This is a genomic window from Sphingomonas sp. (assembly GCF_042096255.1).
Classification (GTDB): domain Bacteria; phylum Pseudomonadota; class Alphaproteobacteria; order Sphingomonadales; family Sphingomonadaceae; genus Sphingomonas.
The window spans coordinates 1-15,800 of sequence record NZ_JBELLZ010000028.1; the positions used below are offsets into that span (position 1 = coordinate 1).

Genomic DNA, 15,800 nt, shown 5'->3' on the forward strand with positions numbered 1-15,800 from the left:
GGGGGACGACGCCGGCCCGTTCGAGCCGGAGGCACCGCTACCGCCCCGCCGCCGCCGGCCATGGGGCCGGTGGATCTCGCGCGCGTTCGGCGTGGGGATCATCCTGTTCGTCATTGCGGTGGCGTGGCTGGCGATCACCGCGCCGCTCTCCCGCTCGCTCAAGCCGCCGACGCCGCCCTCGATTACGCTTACCGCCTCGGACGGGACGCCGATCGCGCGGCGCGGCGCGATCATCGGTACGCCGGTGGATGCGGCCAAGCTGCCCGCGCACGTCACCGGTGCGTTCCTGGCGATTGAGGACCGGCGCTTCCGCTCGCACTGGGGGATTGATCCGCGCGGCATTGCCCGCGCCGCCTGGTCGAACATCGGCGCGGGCGGGGTGCGCCAGGGCGGCAGCACGATCACCCAGCAGCTCGCCAAGAACGCCTTCCTCGATTCGGATCGCACCGCCGCACGCAAGCTGCGCGAGGTAATGATCGCCTTCTGGCTGGAAGCGTGGCTGACCAAGGACGAGATCCTGTCGCGCTACCTATCCAACGTCTATTTCGGCGACAATGTGTACGGGCTGGACGCGGCGGCGCGGCATTATTTCGGCCGCTCCGCCGGAAACCTGAACGTCGGTCAGGCGGCGATGCTGGCGGGGCTGGTCAAGGCGCCGTCGCGCCTCGCCCCCACCTCCAACCTGGAGGGCGCACGCAAGCGGCAGAAGGTGGTGGTCGGCGCGATGGTCGACGCCGGCTTCCTCTCGGCGGCCGAAGCCGAGGACGTCCGCCCGCAGCGGGTGAAGCGCAGCCGTCCCGAGACCCTCCCCAGCGGCACCTATTTCGCCGACTGGGTGCTCCCCGCCGCGCGCGACCGTGCCGGCGAGATCCAGGCCGAGGCGACGGTGCGCACCACGCTCGACCGCCGCATGCAGCGCGCCGCCGAGCGCGCGGTGCGCCGCGCCGGGCTGCGCCAGGCGCAGGTTGCGCTGGTGGCGATGAAGCCCGATGGCGAGCTGCTCGCGATGGTCGGCGGCAAGAGCTACGCGTCCTCGCCGTTCAACCGTGCCACCCAGGCGCGCCGCCAGCCCGGCTCCGCGTTCAAGCTGTTCGTCTATCTCGCCGCGCTGCGCAGCGGGATGAACCCCGACTCGATCGTCGAGGACCAGCCGGTCGACATCGCCGGGTGGAAGCCGAAGAACTCGGACGGGCGCTATCGCGGCGACATCACGCTGCGCGAAGCGTTCGCGCGCTCGTCCAATGTCGCCGCGGCACGGCTGACGCAGCAGGTCGGCGTCCGCCAGGTGATCCGCGCCGCGCGCGACCTCGGCATCTCCACCCCGATCCCCAGCGAGGCGACGATCGCGCTCGGCACCTCCACCGTGTCGCTGCTGGAGCTGACCGCCGCTTATGCCGCGGTGGCGGACGGGCGCTATCCGGTGCAGCCGCGCGGGCTGGAGGAGGCGGACGAGACGCCCTGGTACCAGACGCTCGCGGGTGGCCGCCGCGCGCTGCCGGGCCATATCCGCGAGCAGCTGACCGACCTGCTGCGCGCTTCGGTGGCGCAGGGCACCGGAAATCAGGCGGCGCTGTCCGTTCCCACCTTCGGCAAGACCGGCACGACCCAGGACAATCGCGACGCGCTGTTCCTCGGCTTCGCCAATGGCGTGGTCACCGGCGTGTGGGTCGGCAATGACGACAACACGCCCAATCCCGGCCTCTCTGGCGGCGGCATCCCCGCGCGGATCTGGCGCGACTTTATGTCCGATGCGCTGGACGTGGCACCGATCGCGCGTCCGGAGCCAATCGAGGAGGCGCTGCCCGAGGACGGCGATCTAGTCGGCGAGCTCATCGACAATGCGGTCGATCCGGTGGCGGAGCAGCTCCAGCAGCTCGGCATCGACCTGCGCCGTGGCGACGATGGCAGCCTCTACATCGCCCCCGGCCCGCGCGACCGCCCGCGCGAGCCGATTGAGGAGGAGCCGCTGGAGGTGGAGCCGCAGGAGTAGGCGACTTGACCGGCCGGAGCGCGGCCAGCACAGCGCGCGCCATGCGCTTCTTCTCGGACAATGCCGCCCCCGTCCACCCGCGCGTGATGCAGGCGATCGCCGCCGCCGACACGCTCGACACCGCCTATGACGGCGATGTCTGGTCGCGGCAGCTTGACGCGCGCTTCTCCGCGCTGTTCGGTACCGAGATCGCGGTGCTGTGGGTGCCCACCGGCACTGCCGCCAATTGTCTGGCGCTCGCCGCGCTCTGCCCGCCGCATGGCGGGATCGTCTGCCACGAACAGGCGCATATCGAGCAGGACGAGGGCGGCGCGCCGGGCTTCTACACGCACGGCGCCAAGCTGATCCTGGCGAAGGGAGAGGGCGCCAAGCTTTCGCCGCAGACGATCGCCGCGGTGCTCGATCCGATCCGCGACGACGTCCACCAGGTCCAGCCGCACGCGATCTCGATCACCAACGCCACCGAATACGGGCTGATCTATACGCCCGACGAGGTGGCGGCGATCGGCGCGCTCGCCCGCACCCGCGGGCTGGGCCTGCACATGGACGGCGCGCGCTTCGCCAACGCCGTCGCCCATCTCGGCTGTACGCCCGCCGCGGTGACGTGGCAGGCGGGGGTGGACGTGCTCAGCTTCGGCTTCGTCAAGAATGGCGGCATGTCGGCGGAGGCTTTGGTGTTCTTCAGGCCCGAGATGGCGCGCGACGCGAGGTATCGCCGCAAGCGTGCCGGGCTGCTCTTCTCCAAGGGCCGCTATCTCGCCGCGCAGCTGCTGGCGATGCTGGAGGACGATTTGTGGCTGGCGAACGGCCGCGCCGCCAATGCCGGCGCGCGGCTGCTGGCGGAGGCGGCGGGCGACCGGCTGGTCCACCCCGTCGAAGCCAACGAGGTGTTCCTGCGCCTGTCCGCGGACGAGGCGGCGTTGCTGCGCGCGGCAGGGTTCGACTTCTACGACTGGGGTGTCGGCGAGGCGCGGCTGGTGGTCTCATGGGATCAGAGCGAGGACGCGATCCGGCCGCTCGCCGAGGCGATCCGCGCCTTGTGAGCACGGCCGACCGCCCCCGATCCACCCGCGCGGCGGTGCTGGTGCCGTTCGGTATCGTCACCTTGATCTGGGGCTCGACCTGGCTGGTGATCCGCGACCAGCTTGGGCTGGTGCCGCCCTCCTGGTCGGTCACCTATCGCTTCCTGATCGCCGGGCTGGTGCTCGGCGGCTATGCGCTGGCCACCGGCGAGCGGGTGCGGCTGGATGCGCGCGGCTGGGCGTTCGCCGCCGCGATCGGCCTCACCCAGTTCGTGATGAACTTCAACTTCGTCTACCGGGCGGAGCAATTCATCACCTCAGGGCTGGTCGCGGTAATGTTCGGGCTGCTGCTGGTGCCCAATGCGTTGCTCGGCCGCACCTTCACCGGGCAGCGGCTCGGGCGGCAGCTGATCCTTGGCTCGGCGGTGGCGATGCTGGGCACCGGCCTGCTGTTCCTGCACGAGGTCCGCAGCGATCCGCACGGGCCGATGCGGGTGCTGACCGGCGTGGGCTTCACGCTGATGGGGATCCTGTCCGCCTCCAGCGCCAATGTGATGCAGGCAACCGACACGGCGAAGCGCTATCCGATCCTGTCGACGCTGGCGGTGGCGATGCTGCTGGGTGCCGGCATGGACGCGCTGTTCGCCCTTGCCACCGTCGGCCCGCCGGTGTTCGACTGGCGGTGGAGCTATGTCGGCGGCATCCTCTATCTCGCGGTGCTCGCCTCGGCGCTCGCCTTCCCGCTCTACTTCGGGGTGATCCGCGCGATCGGACCGGCCAAGGCGGCCTATTCCAGCGTGATGTCGCCGGTGATCGCGATGCTGCTCTCCACTGTGTTCGAGGCCTATGTCTGGACGCCGTTCGCCGCCTTGGGCGGGGCGCTCGCCGGCGTCGGGCTGGTGATCGCGCTCACCGCACGCAGACCCTCGCGATAGGTGGGGTAGAGCGGGCGCCAGCCGAGCACGCGTTTCGCCTTGCCGTTCGCCACCCGCCGGCTCTCGGCATAGAAGCCGCGCGCCATGGCGGAGAGGCTGTCCAGCGGCACGAACGGCGGCGGCGGCAGGCCGAGCAAGGCGGCGGCATGCTCCACCACCGTGTTCTGCGCGGCGGGCAGGTCGTCGGAAAGGTTATAGGCACCCGCGGGCGCATCGAAGCCGGCGATGACGCCGCGGGCGATATCGTCGACATGCGCGCGGCTGAACACCTGCGGCACCTCCACCCGGTGCGCCCGGCCCTCCGCCACCCGGTCGAGCGGCGAGCGGCCGGGGCCATAAATGCCCGGCAGCCGGAACACGCGCGCGCCTAGCTGCAGCCACTTAGCGTCGGCCGCGGCGCGGGCGGTGCGACGACCGGTGCCGGTCGGCGCGCTCTCGTCCACCCAAGCGCCCGCCGTGTCGCCGTAAACGCCGGTGGAGGAGAGATAGCCGACCCAGCCGCGCAGCTGCGCGCCGTAGCGCTCCAGCACCGGATCGGCGTCGCCCTCGGGCGGCACGGACGACAGGATGTGCGTCGCGGCGGCGATCTCCGCCTGCACCGCCGCGTCATCATCGAAACGAACGGTGCCGTCGCGGCCATCGCGCGTGGTGCCGACCACGTGCCAGCCGGGCAGCCGCGCCGCGATCGCGCGTGCGGTATAGCCCAGGCCGAAGACCAGCAGCCGGCTCAAGGCGCAGGCACCAGCTCCGGCTTGGCCATGGTCGCACCGGGGACGTTGTCCTTCTTCCACTGCATCGCCATGCGGATGCGCGTCTCGCCCGAGGGATGGTCGAAGAAGATCGCCTCCTCCAGCGGGCCGGGCTCCAGCTTGCGATATTCGCTGAGGCGCAGCGCCGTCTTGGCGAAGCCGTCCGGCTGGCGCGCCGCGTCGAGCCCGAAGGCGTCCGCCTCGCTCTCGTGCACGCGCACGATCGTGTTCTGCACCGGCGTCAGCAGCAACCCCGCCACGCTCCCAAGCAACAGCAGCACCGGCGCGCCCGCCGGATCGGCGACGTTGCGCACGCCCCAGCGCGGATGGCGCGCGATCAGCCGCGGCGCGATGCGGCTGATCGCGAACAGGATCAGGCCGATTACCAGCGCGAACAGCGCGATCGACTTCCAGATGTGGCCCAGCACGTAATGCCCCATCTCGTGTCCCATCACCGCCTCCACCTCGTCGGGGCCGGTGCGCTTCAGCAGGTTGTCGTTCAGCGTGATGCGGATGGTTGGGCCGAGGCCCGAGACATTGGCGGAGATGCGCTTCGACTGGCGCGACGCGTCCGAGACATAGATGTGCTCGGCGGGAATGTGGTTCGCGCGCGCCACCGCGACGATGCGGTCGCGCAAGGAACCGGCGGGCATCTCGCTATAGGTGTTGAACAGCGGCGCGATGAACACCGGGCCGATCGCCACCGCGATGGCGATGAAGCCGGCCAGCACGCCCGTGCCCCATAGCCACCAGCTGCGCGGCGCGCGGCGGATCGCGGCATAGAAACCCATCGCCAGCAGGGGATTGAACACCACGCCCAGCATCGTCGCGATGCCCCATTCGCGCAGCCAGGCGCCAAATGTCTGGTTGGACAGGCCGTACTGCCCCTCGCGCACGAACTCGACATAGGCGGTCCAGGGCAGGAACAGCAGTGAGGTCGCCAGCGACAGCAGCACCGCATAGACCGCCGGCACCAGCCACGCGCGCCGCGTCACCCGCTCCGCCAGCGCGCGGAACCGCGCCGACCAGCCCGTTGCCAGGAGCAGCAGATAGACCGCGATGGCGACCAGCGCGTTCCACAGGATCAGCCAGTATCCGCCCTCGAAATAGGCGTCGGACTTGGCGCGCGTCGGCCCGTCGAGCACCGCAAGCCACGCCCGCGTCGCCGCCTCCACGTCGAAGCCACCCGCCGCTTGCGCGGCCGTCGTGATCCAGAGCCCCGGCATCTGCGCGTCCCCCTGCTGTGTTAGCAGCCTATCACGCATCGTCTGCACCGCAAGCTATGGAACCGGCGGCGCGCCCGCGTATATCCTCCTCATGCTCGACGTTCAGTCCACGCTCGCCGCCGCTCCGGCCGTTCACCGCCGCGAGGACTATCGCCCGCCCGAATGGCTGGTCCCAGAGATCGCGCTGGACTTCGCGCTCGACCCCGCCGCGACGCGGGTGCATGCCAGGCTGACGGTGACACGCAACGGCGAGCATGACGCACCGCTGCGGCTCGACGGCGGCGGACAGCTGCCGACCGCGGTGCGCGTCGATGGCGTGGCGGTGAACGACTGGTGGATGGACGGCGACACGCTGCTCATCCCGCTCTCCGGCGGCGCGCATGTCGTGGAAACCGAATGCACCATCGCGCCCGAGCGCAACACGCAGCTGATGGGACTCTACGCTTCGGGCGGCAACCTGTGCACGCAGTGCGAGGCGGAGGGCTTCCGCCGCATCACCTTCTTCCCCGACCGGCCCGACGTGCTCAGCATCTATCGCGTGCGGATGACCGCGGAGCGGGCGCGCTACCCCGTGCTGCTCGCCAACGGCGATCCCGTCGGCAGCGGCGACAATGGCGACGGCACCCACTGGGCCGAGTGGCACGACCCGTTCCCCAAGCCCTCCTATCTGTTCGCTTTGGTCGCGGGCGACCTTGCCGAGAACCGCGACAGCTTCACCACGCGTTCGGGCCGCGAAGTACGACTGGGCATCTGGGTGCGTGCCGCCGACCTGCCCAAGACCGCACATGCGATGCACGCGCTCAAGCTGTCGATGGCGTGGGACGAGCGCGCCTATGGCCGCGAGTATGACCTGGACGTGTTCAACATCGTCGCGGTGGACGATTTCAATTTCGGCGCGATGGAGAACAAGGGGCTGAACATCTTCAACAGCCGCTACATCCTCGCCGATCCCGACACCGCCACCGATTACGACTTCGACGCGATCGCCGCAGTGGTGGCGCACGAATATTTTCACAATTGGTCGGGCAACCGCGTCACCTGCCGGGACTGGTTCCAGCTGAGCCTCAAGGAAGGCTTCACCGTCTATCGCGACCAGGGCTTCTCCGCCGATCTCGGCAGCCCGGCGGTGCGGCGGATCGAGAATGTCCGTGGGCTGCGCGCGGCGCAATTCCCGGAGGATGCCGGCCCACTCGCGCATCCGATCCGCCCGAATTCCTATCTGGAGATCTCCAACTTCTACACCGCCACCATCTACAACAAGGGCGCCGAGGTGATCCGGATGATGGCCGCGATCCTGGGCGAGACCGCGTTCCGCGCCGGCTGCGACCTCTATTTCGCGCGACACGACGGCCAGGCGGCGACCTGCGAGGATTTCGTTCTGTGCATGGAGGAGGCGGGCGGCGTCGACCTGTCGCGCTTCCGCCTGTGGTACAGCCAGGCGGGCACGCCGCGCGTCTCGGCGAGCGTGGAGCATGAGGCGGGGTCGGGCCGCGCGACCTTGCGCCTCGCCCAGTCGGTGCCGCCGACGCCGGGGCAAGCGGTCAAGCAGCCGATGGTACTGCCGCTGCGCACCCGGCTGTTCGGCGCCGAGACCGGCCAGCCGCTCACGCCCGAGCAGCTGATCCTGCTGGAGGAGCCGAGCGAGACGATCGTGTTCGAGGGTGTCACCGAGCGGCCGGTCCTGTCGGTCAATCGCGGCTTCTCCGCCCCGGTGGTGATCGAGAGCGACCGACCCGCCGCCGACCTCGCCTTCCTTGCCCGCCACGACGACGATCCGTTCGCGCGCTACGAGGCGATCCAGCAGCTGATGCTCGACACTTTGGTCGCGGCGACCGTCGAGGGCCGCGCCGATCATGATGCGGTGATTGCCGCGGTGCGCGACACGCTCGCCGATCCGGCGCTCGACCGGGCCTTCGTCGGCGAGGCGGTGCTGCTGCCCTCGGAGAGCTTCATCGGCGACCAGCTCGCCAGCGTCGATCCCGAGGCGGTGTATCGTGCGCGCGAGGCGCTGCGGCGCGATCTCGGCCGCACGCTCGATGACGTTTGGCGCGAAGCCTATGAGGCAGGCGACGGGCGCGCCTATGCCTATGATCCCGAGGCAAAGGGCATCCGCCGGCTGCGCAACGTGGCTTTGGGCTATCTCACCGCCGGCGGCGCGGCGGATGCGGCGGCGCTTGCCTTCCGCCAGTTCGAGCGCGCCGACAACATGACCGACCGCCAGGGCGCGCTGACCGCGCTGGCGAACGGCACCTCCGACGAGCGGATCGCGGCGCTCGACATCTTCTACAACCGCTATGCGGGCAATTCGCTGGTGCTGGACAAATGGTTCCAGACTCAGGCTTTGTCCTCGCGCGACGACACGTCCGCGATCGTGGCGGAGCTGGCGCGCCATCCCGACTTCACCCTCGCCAATCCGAACCGCGCGCGTTCGCTGATCGGTGCTTTCGCGGCCAACCAGCGCGCGTTCCATGACCCGGACGGCGCGGGCTATCGCTTCCACGCCGACCAGTTGATCGCGCTCGACGCGCTCAACCCGCAGACCGCGGCCAAGATGCTGCCCCCGCTCGACCGCTGGCGCCGCTTCGACGCCGCGCGCCAGGCGCGCATGCGCGCCGAGCTGGAGCGGATCGTCGCGGTGCCCGGCCTGTCGAAGGACCTGTACGAACAGGCGTCGCGCAGCCTTCAGGGGTAGGAGGGCACAAGAAAGGGGCCCCTACCCACCGGCACGAGCCCCATTTTTACTGATCTACCGCGACAGAGTTACGGCTTGCCCAACGATGTGTCCCCGCGAAGGCGGGAGCCCAGACTGGGTCCCCGCCTTTGCGGGGACACATTGGAGGAGTGCTTCAGTGGCAGTGGCTCAAACGCCTATCCACTGGCCGAGCTTCAGCTGGCCTGCGCCTCGGGCGCGGTGGTCGACCGACTGGAGCGGCGGCGCTTCGGCTTGGGCTCCGCTTCGCCTTCGGACTCCGCAACCGCTTCGCCGACGATGCCGAGCGACGGCGGCAGGCGGTCCGCGTCCATCGAGGCGACCTCCATCTCGGGCGCCGGCGCGGGGGTCGCAGAACGGCTGCGGCTGGTGCGCGGCTTGCGCTCGGGCTTGGCCGCGGCGGGCGCCGCGTCGATGTCGTTGGCCGGGCCGGTAGCGTGGGCCGTGCCATTCACCGACGACTGCGCCTCGACAGGCTGCTCGGGCTGGCGCGGCTGCTCGGTGCGCGGCTGCTCGGTGCGGGGCTGCTCGGTGCGGGGCTGGTGGTCGCGCTGGCCGTTCTGCTGGTCGCGATCGCGGCTGTCGCGGCGCGAACGATCGTCGCGCGAGCGGTCGTCCCGCGAGGACCGCTCCTCGCGCGGCTGGCGATCGTCACGCGCCTGATAGTCGCGGCCGTTCTGACGATTCCCGTCGGAGCGATTGCCGTCGTTCCGGTCTGAGCGGTTATCGGACCCGTTGGCGCGGCCGGCGTCATAGCTGCCCTGCTCGCCGGCGCGGATCGGCTCGCCCTCGTCGCCATATTCCTCGTCCATCGCGTCGAAATCATCGACCGGGCGGACGGGGCGGTGGTCGTCCTGGCGCGCGCGGCTGTCGCTCAGCACACGGAAGTAATGATCGGCGAACTGTAGGTAATATTCGGTGTTGACCCGATCGCCGGACATCTGCGCGTCGCGCGCCATGTTGCGATACTTCTCCAGCAGCTGCGCGGCATTGCCCCGCGTGCGGCTGTCGATCCGGTTGCCGCTGTCGCGCTGACCCTGGCTGCTGCCACCCGACGAACGCGAACTTCCACCGCGGCCGCGACGACGGCTGCTGCTTTGCCGATTGCTGATCAAACTGTGTGTCCTTGCACTGGAACCTAGAGCAACCCGCTCCTGATGCCGAGGCGGACCGATCCGGCCCACGGCTACCGCCAATGGCGTGATGGCAAAGGCGCTGGCCGAGGCCCAAGCCTCAACCCCAAGCTGCCGATGTCGCATGCCCCGCGCGCTCATTATCGCGACTGTGGAGCTTCTCAAAGCGAAATATCATGTCGCGGCAAGGCTCTTTCAAGCCGTGGCGACGAGGCAACGGTCCCGGCCGGCGAGATCGCGGCGCAATTCGAGCGAAAACCCCTCGACGCGGAACAGCCCCGCGGCGCTCTCGCCCTGGTCGTGGCCGATCTCGATGCAGGCGACGCCGCCCGACGCCAGCGCGCGCGCGATCTGCGGGGCGAGCACACGATAGGCGTCCAGCCCGTCCGCCCCGGCGAACAGCGCCTCGGCGGGCTCATAGGCCGACACCTCGGGCGGCAGCGCCGCATCGGCGGCGATATAGGGGGGATTGCACAGGATCAGGTCGAAGCCCGCGTCACGATCGGCGAGCCAGTTCCCCATTTCGAGCCGGGCGCGATCGGCAAGGCCAAGCGCCGCGGCGTTGCGTCGGGCATAATCGAGCGCCTGCGACGAGGCGTCTACGCCCAACCCGGTCGCATTCGGCCATTGGTCAAGCGCGGCGAGCAGCAAGGTGCCCGGCCCGGTGCCGAGATCGAGGATCGTGCGCGGACCCGATGTGCCGGCGAAATGCGCCACCGCCGCCTCGAGCAGCGTCTCGCTGTCCGCGCGCGGCACCAGCACGCCGGGGCCGACCTTGAGGTCGATCGTCCAGAAGGCGCGGGTGCCGGTGATGTAGGCGATCGGCTCGTGCCGGGCGCGCCGCTCGACCAGATCCGCGAAGGCGGGCGGGACGGCTTGGTCGGAAAGCGTGAGCAGCAGGCGCTCGCGACTAATATCGAGCGCATGGGCAAGCAGCAGCTCGGCATCGAGCCGCGGCGTCGCGGAGAAGCCGAAGCGCGCGGCGGCGGCGACCAGCGCATCGCGCGCGGCCATCACCCGTCCAGCGACGCCAGTCGCTCCGCCTCGTCCTCGGCGATCAGCGCGCCGACCAGTTCGTCCATCTCGCCCTGGAGGATCTCGGGCAGGCGGTGGAGGGTCAGGTTGATCCGATGGTCGGTGACGCGCCCTTGCGGGAAATTATAGGTGCGGATGCGTTCGGACCGGTCGCCGCTGCCGACCTGCGATTTGCGCTCGCCCGCCCGCGCCGCCGCCAGCCGCTCGCGCTCGGCCTCGTACAGGCGGGTGCGCAGCACCTTGAGCGCCTTGGCCTTGTTCTTGTGCTGCGACTTTTCGTCTTGCTGGATCACCACCAAGCCGGTGGGCAGATGGGTGATGCGCACCGCGGAATCGGTGGTGTTGACCGACTGGCCGCCGGGGCCCGACGAGCGGTACACGTCGATGCGCAGGTCCCTGGCCTCGTCGATCTGCACGTCCACCTCTTCCGCCTCGGGCAGCACCGCGACGGTGGCGGCGGAGGTGTGGATGCGCCCGCCGCTTTCGGTGACGGGGACGCGCTGGACGCGGTGAACGCCGCTCTCGAACTTCAGCTTCGCGAACACACCGGTGCCGGTGACGCTGGCGACCACCTCCTTGTAGCCGCCCAGCTCCGCCTCGGAGGCGCTGATCAGCTCGACGCGCCAGCCCTGCGCTTCGGCATAGCGCTGGTACATGCGCAAGAGGTCGCCCGCGAACAGCGCCGCCTCGTCGCCGCCAGTGCCGGCGCGGATCTCCAGCATCGCCGAGCGGGTGTCGGCGGCGTCGCGCGGCAGCAGCGCGAGGGCGAGCTTGCGGTCGGCATCGGCGAGCGCGCCCTCATTGGCGCGCAACTCGTCCGCGGCCATCGCGCGCAGCTCGGCGTCGCTTTCCTGCGTCATGTGCTGGAGGCTCTCCGCCTCCGCCCGCAGCCGGCGAACCTCGGAAGCGGCGAGCGCGACCGGCTCCAGCTCGGCATATTCCTTCGACACCTGGACGAAGCGGTCGCCGGCAAGGTCGCCCGACGCCATCAGGGCGGCGAGCTCATCGCGCCGCGCCTCGATCTGGCGGATGCGGTCGAGGGAGATGGCGGTCATTCGACGTCTTCGTCGTCGGGAAACGCAAAGCCACGCTCGGGAAGGAAACCCTGCTTGGCGCCATTCTCTTCCATGACCTTCACGCCAACCGTGGTGGCAAGGTCTTGGCGATCGATGGGCTCTTGATTGCCGGTACGCATCGTCTTCAGGACCATGCTGTCAGGGAAAACTAGCAGCGCCAGTAGCGCCCCCGACTCATCCGCACGTTGCATCCGCTTCTTGAGATTGCCCCGAAAGTTCGTTTGCGTAACGATGCCTCTGCGGCGAAGTTCTGCACTTGCAGACATCGCGAGGCTCTCCGCGTCGGCGTTAGCGGGAATGATTACGATATGAGTATCGGGGCTAACGGGCTCCTCGCACAACATCGCCAGCCGCTCGACCCCCGCGGCCCAGCCCACGCCCGCGGTCGCCGGCCCGCCGAGGCTCTCGATCAGCCCGTCATAGCGCCCGCCCGCCAGCACCGTGCCCTGCGCGCCGAGCCGGTCGGTGACGAACTCGAACGCGGTGTGGCGGTAGTAATCGAGGCCGCGGACCAGCCGCGCGTTGCGGGTCCACGCCACGCCCGCCGCGTCGAGCCCGCGCGTCACCGCCTCGAAGAACGCCCCCGCCTCCGCCGACATGTACGCGTCGATCCCCGGCGCCGCGTCCGCGATCGGCCGGTCGCGAGGATCCTTCGAATCGAGGATGCGCAGCGGGTTCTTGTCGAGCCGCGCGAGCGAATCCTCCGACAGGTCGCCGCGATGCGCCTCGAAATGCGCGACCAGCGCGGCGCGCCAGGCGTCGCGGGTCTCGGCATCGCCCAGGGTGTTGAGCTGGAGCGTCACACCTTCGGCGATGCCCAGCTCGTGCAGCAATTGGTCCGCCAGCGTCAGCAGTTCGACGTCCGCCGCGGGCTCGGGCGCGCCGATCACCTCGGCGTCGATCTGGTGGAACTGGCGATAGCGCCCCTTCTGCGGCCGCTCGTAACGGAACACCGCGCCGCTGGTGGCGAGCTTGAGCGGCGCATATTGCTGCCAGCCTTCGGTCAGGAAGGCGCGTGCGATGCCGGCGGTGAACTCCGGCCGCAACGTCAGCGAATCCCCGCCACGGTCGGGGAAAGTGTACATCTCCTTCGAGACCACGTCGGTGGTCTCGCCGATCGAGCGCGCGAACACCTCCGTCGCCTCGAACATCGGGATCTCGACGCGCTGGAAGCAATACAGCTTCCGGACGCGGTCGAATATCTCGAGCACGCGCGCAAAGCGGCGCTCATCGGCGCCGAAGATGTCCTGCGTGCCGCGGACACGGTTGGGGGTCTGGATGCGGGCCATGGAAGCGGGCGTATCTAGTGGAGCGGCGGTACGCCCGCAACGGGACTGGACGGCTGACCTTTCCCGACCGTAGACCGTCCCGCATGAGAACACTTGCTCTGACTGCCCTCCTCCTCGCCTCCGCCGCCACTGCTCAGGTCCCCCAAGGGAACAGCGCGCCCCAGCCGGTGCCGATCGAAAGCACCATCCCCGTCGCGCGCGACACCCCCTATCCCGGCACGATCGACCTCAAGGTCGACGCCACCGACGTGACCCGCGGCATCTTCTCCGTGGTCGAGACGATCCCGGTGGCGCAGGCGGGGCGGACCACCCTGCTGTTCCCCGCCTGGCTGCCCGGCAACCATGCCCCGCGCGGCGAGATCGAGAAGCTGGCCGGGCTGGTCATCACCGCCGGCGGCAAGACCCTGCCGTGGACGCGCGATCCGGTGGACGTCTACGCCTTCCACATCGACGTGCCCGAGGGCGCGCAGGCGATCGAGGCGCGCTTCCAGTTCATCTCGGCGACCAAGAGCGACCAGGGCCGCGTGGTCGCCACGCCCAACATGCTGAGCCTCCAGCCGAACTCGGTCAGCCTTTATCCGGCGGGGTACTTCACCCGCCAGATCCCGGTGCGGATGACGGTGACCTATCCGACCGGCTGGACCGCGGCGGGCGCGCTCAAGGCGCAGGTGACCGGGAGCACCTATGCCTATGAGCCGACCAATTACGAGGTGCTGGTCGATTCGCCGATCCTTGCGGGCCGCTACAGCAAGACGTTCGCGCTCACCCCGCGCGTCGACCTCGCCGTCTATGCCGATGACCCCGCCGAGCTCGCGGCCACCCCGGCGCAGATCGACGCCCACAAGCGCCTGGTCGACCAGTCGGTGAAGGCGTTCGGTAGCCAGCATTACGACCGCTACACCTTCCTGCTCTCGATCACCGATCGCTTGGGTGGGATCGGGCTAGAGCATCATCGCTCCAGCGAGAATGGGGTGACGCCGGGCTATTTCACCAAATGGGACGAGGGCCCCGGCCGGCGCAACCTCCTGCCGCACGAATTCAGCCATTCGTGGGACGGCAAGTTCCGCCGCGGCGCGGATGCGTGGACGCCCGACTTCAAAACGCCGATGCGCAACTCGCTGCTCTGGGTCTACGAGGGGCAGACCCAATTCTGGGGCTATGTGCTCCAGGCACGCTCCGGCCTCGTCTCCAAGCAGGACACGCTGGACCAATATGCCGCGATCATGGCGAACTATGATTCGCAGCCCGCACGCCAGTGGCGCGACCTGATCGACACCACCAACGATCCGGTCATCTCCGCCCGGCGGCCGAAGGGATGGACCAGCTGGCAGCGCAGCGAGGATTATTACAACGAGGGCCTGCTGGTGTGGATGGAGGTCGATTCGAAGCTGCGCGAGCTGTCCGGCGGCAGGAAGTCGATCGATGACTTCGCCAAGGCCTTCTTCGGGGTGCGCGACGGGGACTGGGGCGAGCTGACCTATACGTTCGACGATGTCGCCGCGACGCTGAACACCATCCAGCCGCACGACTGGGCCGGCCTGCTGACCCGTCGGTTGACCGAGCATGGCAAGGGCGCGCCGCTGGAGGGCTTCACCCGCAACGGCTATCGCCTGGTCTACACGCCCGAGGCGACGCCCTCCTTCAAGAACAACGAGAAGGTCCGCAAGATGGTGGACCTCAGCTATTCGGGCGGGATGGTGCTGAACGACGGCGACAACAAGGGACAGGTCTCCGGCGTCACCTGGCGCAGCGCGGCGTTCGAGGCGGGGTTGACCGTCGGCACCACGATCGTCGGGGTGAACGGCGAACCCTATTCCGCCGAGCGGATCAAGGCGGCGATCGGCGCCAAGGCGCCCGTGCGTCTCACCATCCGCCAGCAGGATTACTACCGCGACGTCACGCTGAACTGGCGCGACGGCCTGCGCTACCCCCGGCTGGAGAAGACCGGAAAGGGAGAGACCGGTCTGGATCGCCTGCTCATGCCCCGCTAAGGCCGCGGGCCAACGCCGGTTACCCTCCACTCAGGAAAGCAAACATGCGCATCGACCTGATCCCGACGGGCAAGAGCCCGCCCGACGACCTCAACGTCATCATCGAGGTGCCGACCGGCGGCGAGCCCGTGAAGTACGAGTTCGACAAGGCGTCGGGTGCGCTGTTCGTCGATCGCATCCTGCACACGCCGATGCGCTATCCGGCCAACTACGGTTTCGTGCCGCACACCCTGTCGCCCGACGGTGACCCGCTCGACGCCTTGGTGGTGTCGCGCTCGCCGTTCATCCCGGGCTGCGTGGTGCGCGCGCGGCCGATCGCGGTGCTGAACCTGGAGGACGAGGCGGGCGGCGACGAGAAGCTCGTCTGCGTGCCGGTGGATTCAACCTTCCCCTATTATTCCAACGTCGGCGAGAAGGACGACCTGCCGGGCATCGTCTTCGAGCAGATCGAGCACTTCTTCACCCACTACAAGGATCTGGAGAAGAAGAAGTGGGTGCGGATCGGCACCTGGGGGGACCGGGAAGAGGCCCGCAAGGTGACCATGGAAGCGATCGAGCGCTACAAGGAGGCCAAAGCGCAGGGTGAAGAGCCGCACGCGCACAACGTGCCCGGCCGCGAGGACGACACCGCGGCGGCGTGACGG

Annotated in this window: 12 protein-coding genes; 6 read left to right on the forward strand and 6 right to left on the reverse strand. The window is 69.3% G+C overall.

What is annotated here, in order from left to right:
* The 3 genes from ACFDTH_RS07425 to ACFDTH_RS07435 form a co-directional block, all read left to right on the forward strand.
* The coding region (locus tag ACFDTH_RS07425) for a transglycosylase domain-containing protein (RefSeq protein ID WP_375286894.1) at positions 1-1,990 on the forward strand (1,990 nt) is incomplete at its 5' end.
* 41 nt (positions 1,991-2,031) lie between these two features.
* A complete protein-coding gene (locus ACFDTH_RS07430; protein WP_375286895.1) occupies positions 2,032-3,033 on the forward strand; it encodes a threonine aldolase family protein in 1,002 nt (333 codons plus the stop codon).
* On the forward strand, positions 3,030-3,947 hold the full coding sequence (locus tag ACFDTH_RS07435) for a DMT family transporter (RefSeq protein WP_375286896.1): 918 nt from the start codon (positions 3,030-3,032) through the stop codon (positions 3,945-3,947). The genes ACFDTH_RS07430 and ACFDTH_RS07435 overlap by 4 nt, the downstream gene beginning before the upstream one ends.
* Here ACFDTH_RS07435 and ACFDTH_RS07440 read toward each other — a convergent pair.
* Positions 3,857-4,678, reverse strand: a complete 822-nt coding sequence (locus tag ACFDTH_RS07440) for an NAD(P)-dependent oxidoreductase (protein ID WP_375286897.1) — start codon at positions 4,676-4,678, stop codon at positions 3,857-3,859. The two genes, ACFDTH_RS07435 and ACFDTH_RS07440, sit on opposite strands and share 91 nt — an antisense overlap.
* On the reverse strand, positions 4,675-5,961 hold the full coding sequence (locus ACFDTH_RS07445; protein WP_375286898.1) for a M48 family metallopeptidase: 1,287 nt from the start codon (positions 5,959-5,961) through the stop codon (positions 4,675-4,677). The genes ACFDTH_RS07440 and ACFDTH_RS07445 overlap by 4 nt, the downstream gene beginning before the upstream one ends.
* 52 nt (positions 5,962-6,013) lie before the next feature.
* Between ACFDTH_RS07445 and pepN the strand changes: the two genes are divergently transcribed.
* Positions 6,014-8,614, forward strand: coding sequence for an aminopeptidase N (pepN, locus tag ACFDTH_RS07450; RefSeq protein ID WP_375286899.1), 2,601 nt, complete (start codon positions 6,014-6,016; stop codon positions 8,612-8,614).
* A gap of 194 nt (positions 8,615-8,808) precedes the next feature.
* Here the strand turns inward: pepN and ACFDTH_RS07455 are convergent, their stop codons facing one another.
* The 4 genes from ACFDTH_RS07455 to hisS all read right to left on the reverse strand — a co-directional run bounded on the left by ACFDTH_RS07455 (position 8,809) and on the right by hisS (position 13,165).
* The gene (locus ACFDTH_RS07455; RefSeq protein WP_375286900.1) at positions 8,809-9,747 is read right to left on the reverse strand and encodes a DUF4167 domain-containing protein; all 939 of its coding nucleotides are present in this window, start codon (positions 9,745-9,747) and stop codon (positions 8,809-8,811) included.
* Positions 9,748-9,960: 213 nt separating this feature from the next.
* A complete protein-coding gene (prmC, locus tag ACFDTH_RS07460) occupies positions 9,961-10,779 on the reverse strand; it encodes a peptide chain release factor N(5)-glutamine methyltransferase (protein WP_375286901.1) in 819 nt (272 codons plus the stop codon).
* Positions 10,779-11,855 carry a peptide chain release factor 1 gene (gene prfA, locus ACFDTH_RS07465; protein ID WP_375286902.1) on the reverse strand — a complete coding sequence of 359 codons (1,077 nt, stop codon included), beginning with the start codon at positions 11,853-11,855 and terminating at the stop codon, positions 10,779-10,781. Before prfA ends, prmC begins: the two co-directional genes overlap by 1 nt.
* Entirely contained in the window at positions 11,852-13,165 is a 1,314-nt protein-coding gene (gene hisS / locus ACFDTH_RS07470; protein WP_375286903.1) for a histidine--tRNA ligase, read from the reverse strand. Before hisS ends, prfA begins: the two co-directional genes overlap by 4 nt.
* Before the next feature lie 83 nt (positions 13,166-13,248).
* Between hisS and ACFDTH_RS07475 the strand changes: the two genes are divergently transcribed.
* Positions 13,249-15,156, forward strand: coding sequence for a M61 family metallopeptidase (locus ACFDTH_RS07475; protein WP_375286904.1), 1,908 nt, complete (start codon positions 13,249-13,251; stop codon positions 15,154-15,156).
* A 44-nt stretch (positions 15,157-15,200) separates the two neighbouring features.
* Entirely contained in the window at positions 15,201-15,797 is a 597-nt protein-coding gene (gene ppa, locus ACFDTH_RS07480) for an inorganic diphosphatase (protein ID WP_375286906.1), read from the forward strand.
* Positions 15,798-15,800 lie beyond the last annotated feature (3 nt).

What these genes read in the sequence shown, in the direction of transcription:
- ACFDTH_RS07430 (WP_375286895.1), top strand. Translation starts at nt 2,032, where the DNA reads ATGCGCTTCTTCTCGGACAATGCCGCCCCCGTCCACCCGCGCGTGATG.
- ACFDTH_RS07445 (WP_375286898.1), bottom strand. Translation starts at nt 5,961, where the DNA reads ATGCGTGATAGGCTGCTAACACAGCAGGGGGACGCGCAGATGCCGGGG.
- pepN (WP_375286899.1), top strand. Translation starts at nt 6,014, where the DNA reads ATGCTCGACGTTCAGTCCACGCTCGCCGCCGCTCCGGCCGTTCACCGC.
- prmC (WP_375286901.1), bottom strand. Translation starts at nt 10,779, where the DNA reads ATGGCCGCGCGCGATGCGCTGGTCGCCGCCGCCGCGCGCTTCGGCTTC.
- prfA (WP_375286902.1), bottom strand. Translation starts at nt 11,855, where the DNA reads ATGACCGCCATCTCCCTCGACCGCATCCGCCAGATCGAGGCGCGGCGC.
- hisS (WP_375286903.1), bottom strand. Translation starts at nt 13,165, where the DNA reads ATGGCCCGCATCCAGACCCCCAACCGTGTCCGCGGCACGCAGGACATC.
- ACFDTH_RS07475 (WP_375286904.1), top strand. Translation starts at nt 13,249, where the DNA reads ATGAGAACACTTGCTCTGACTGCCCTCCTCCTCGCCTCCGCCGCCACT.
- ppa (WP_375286906.1), top strand. Translation starts at nt 15,201, where the DNA reads ATGCGCATCGACCTGATCCCGACGGGCAAGAGCCCGCCCGACGACCTC.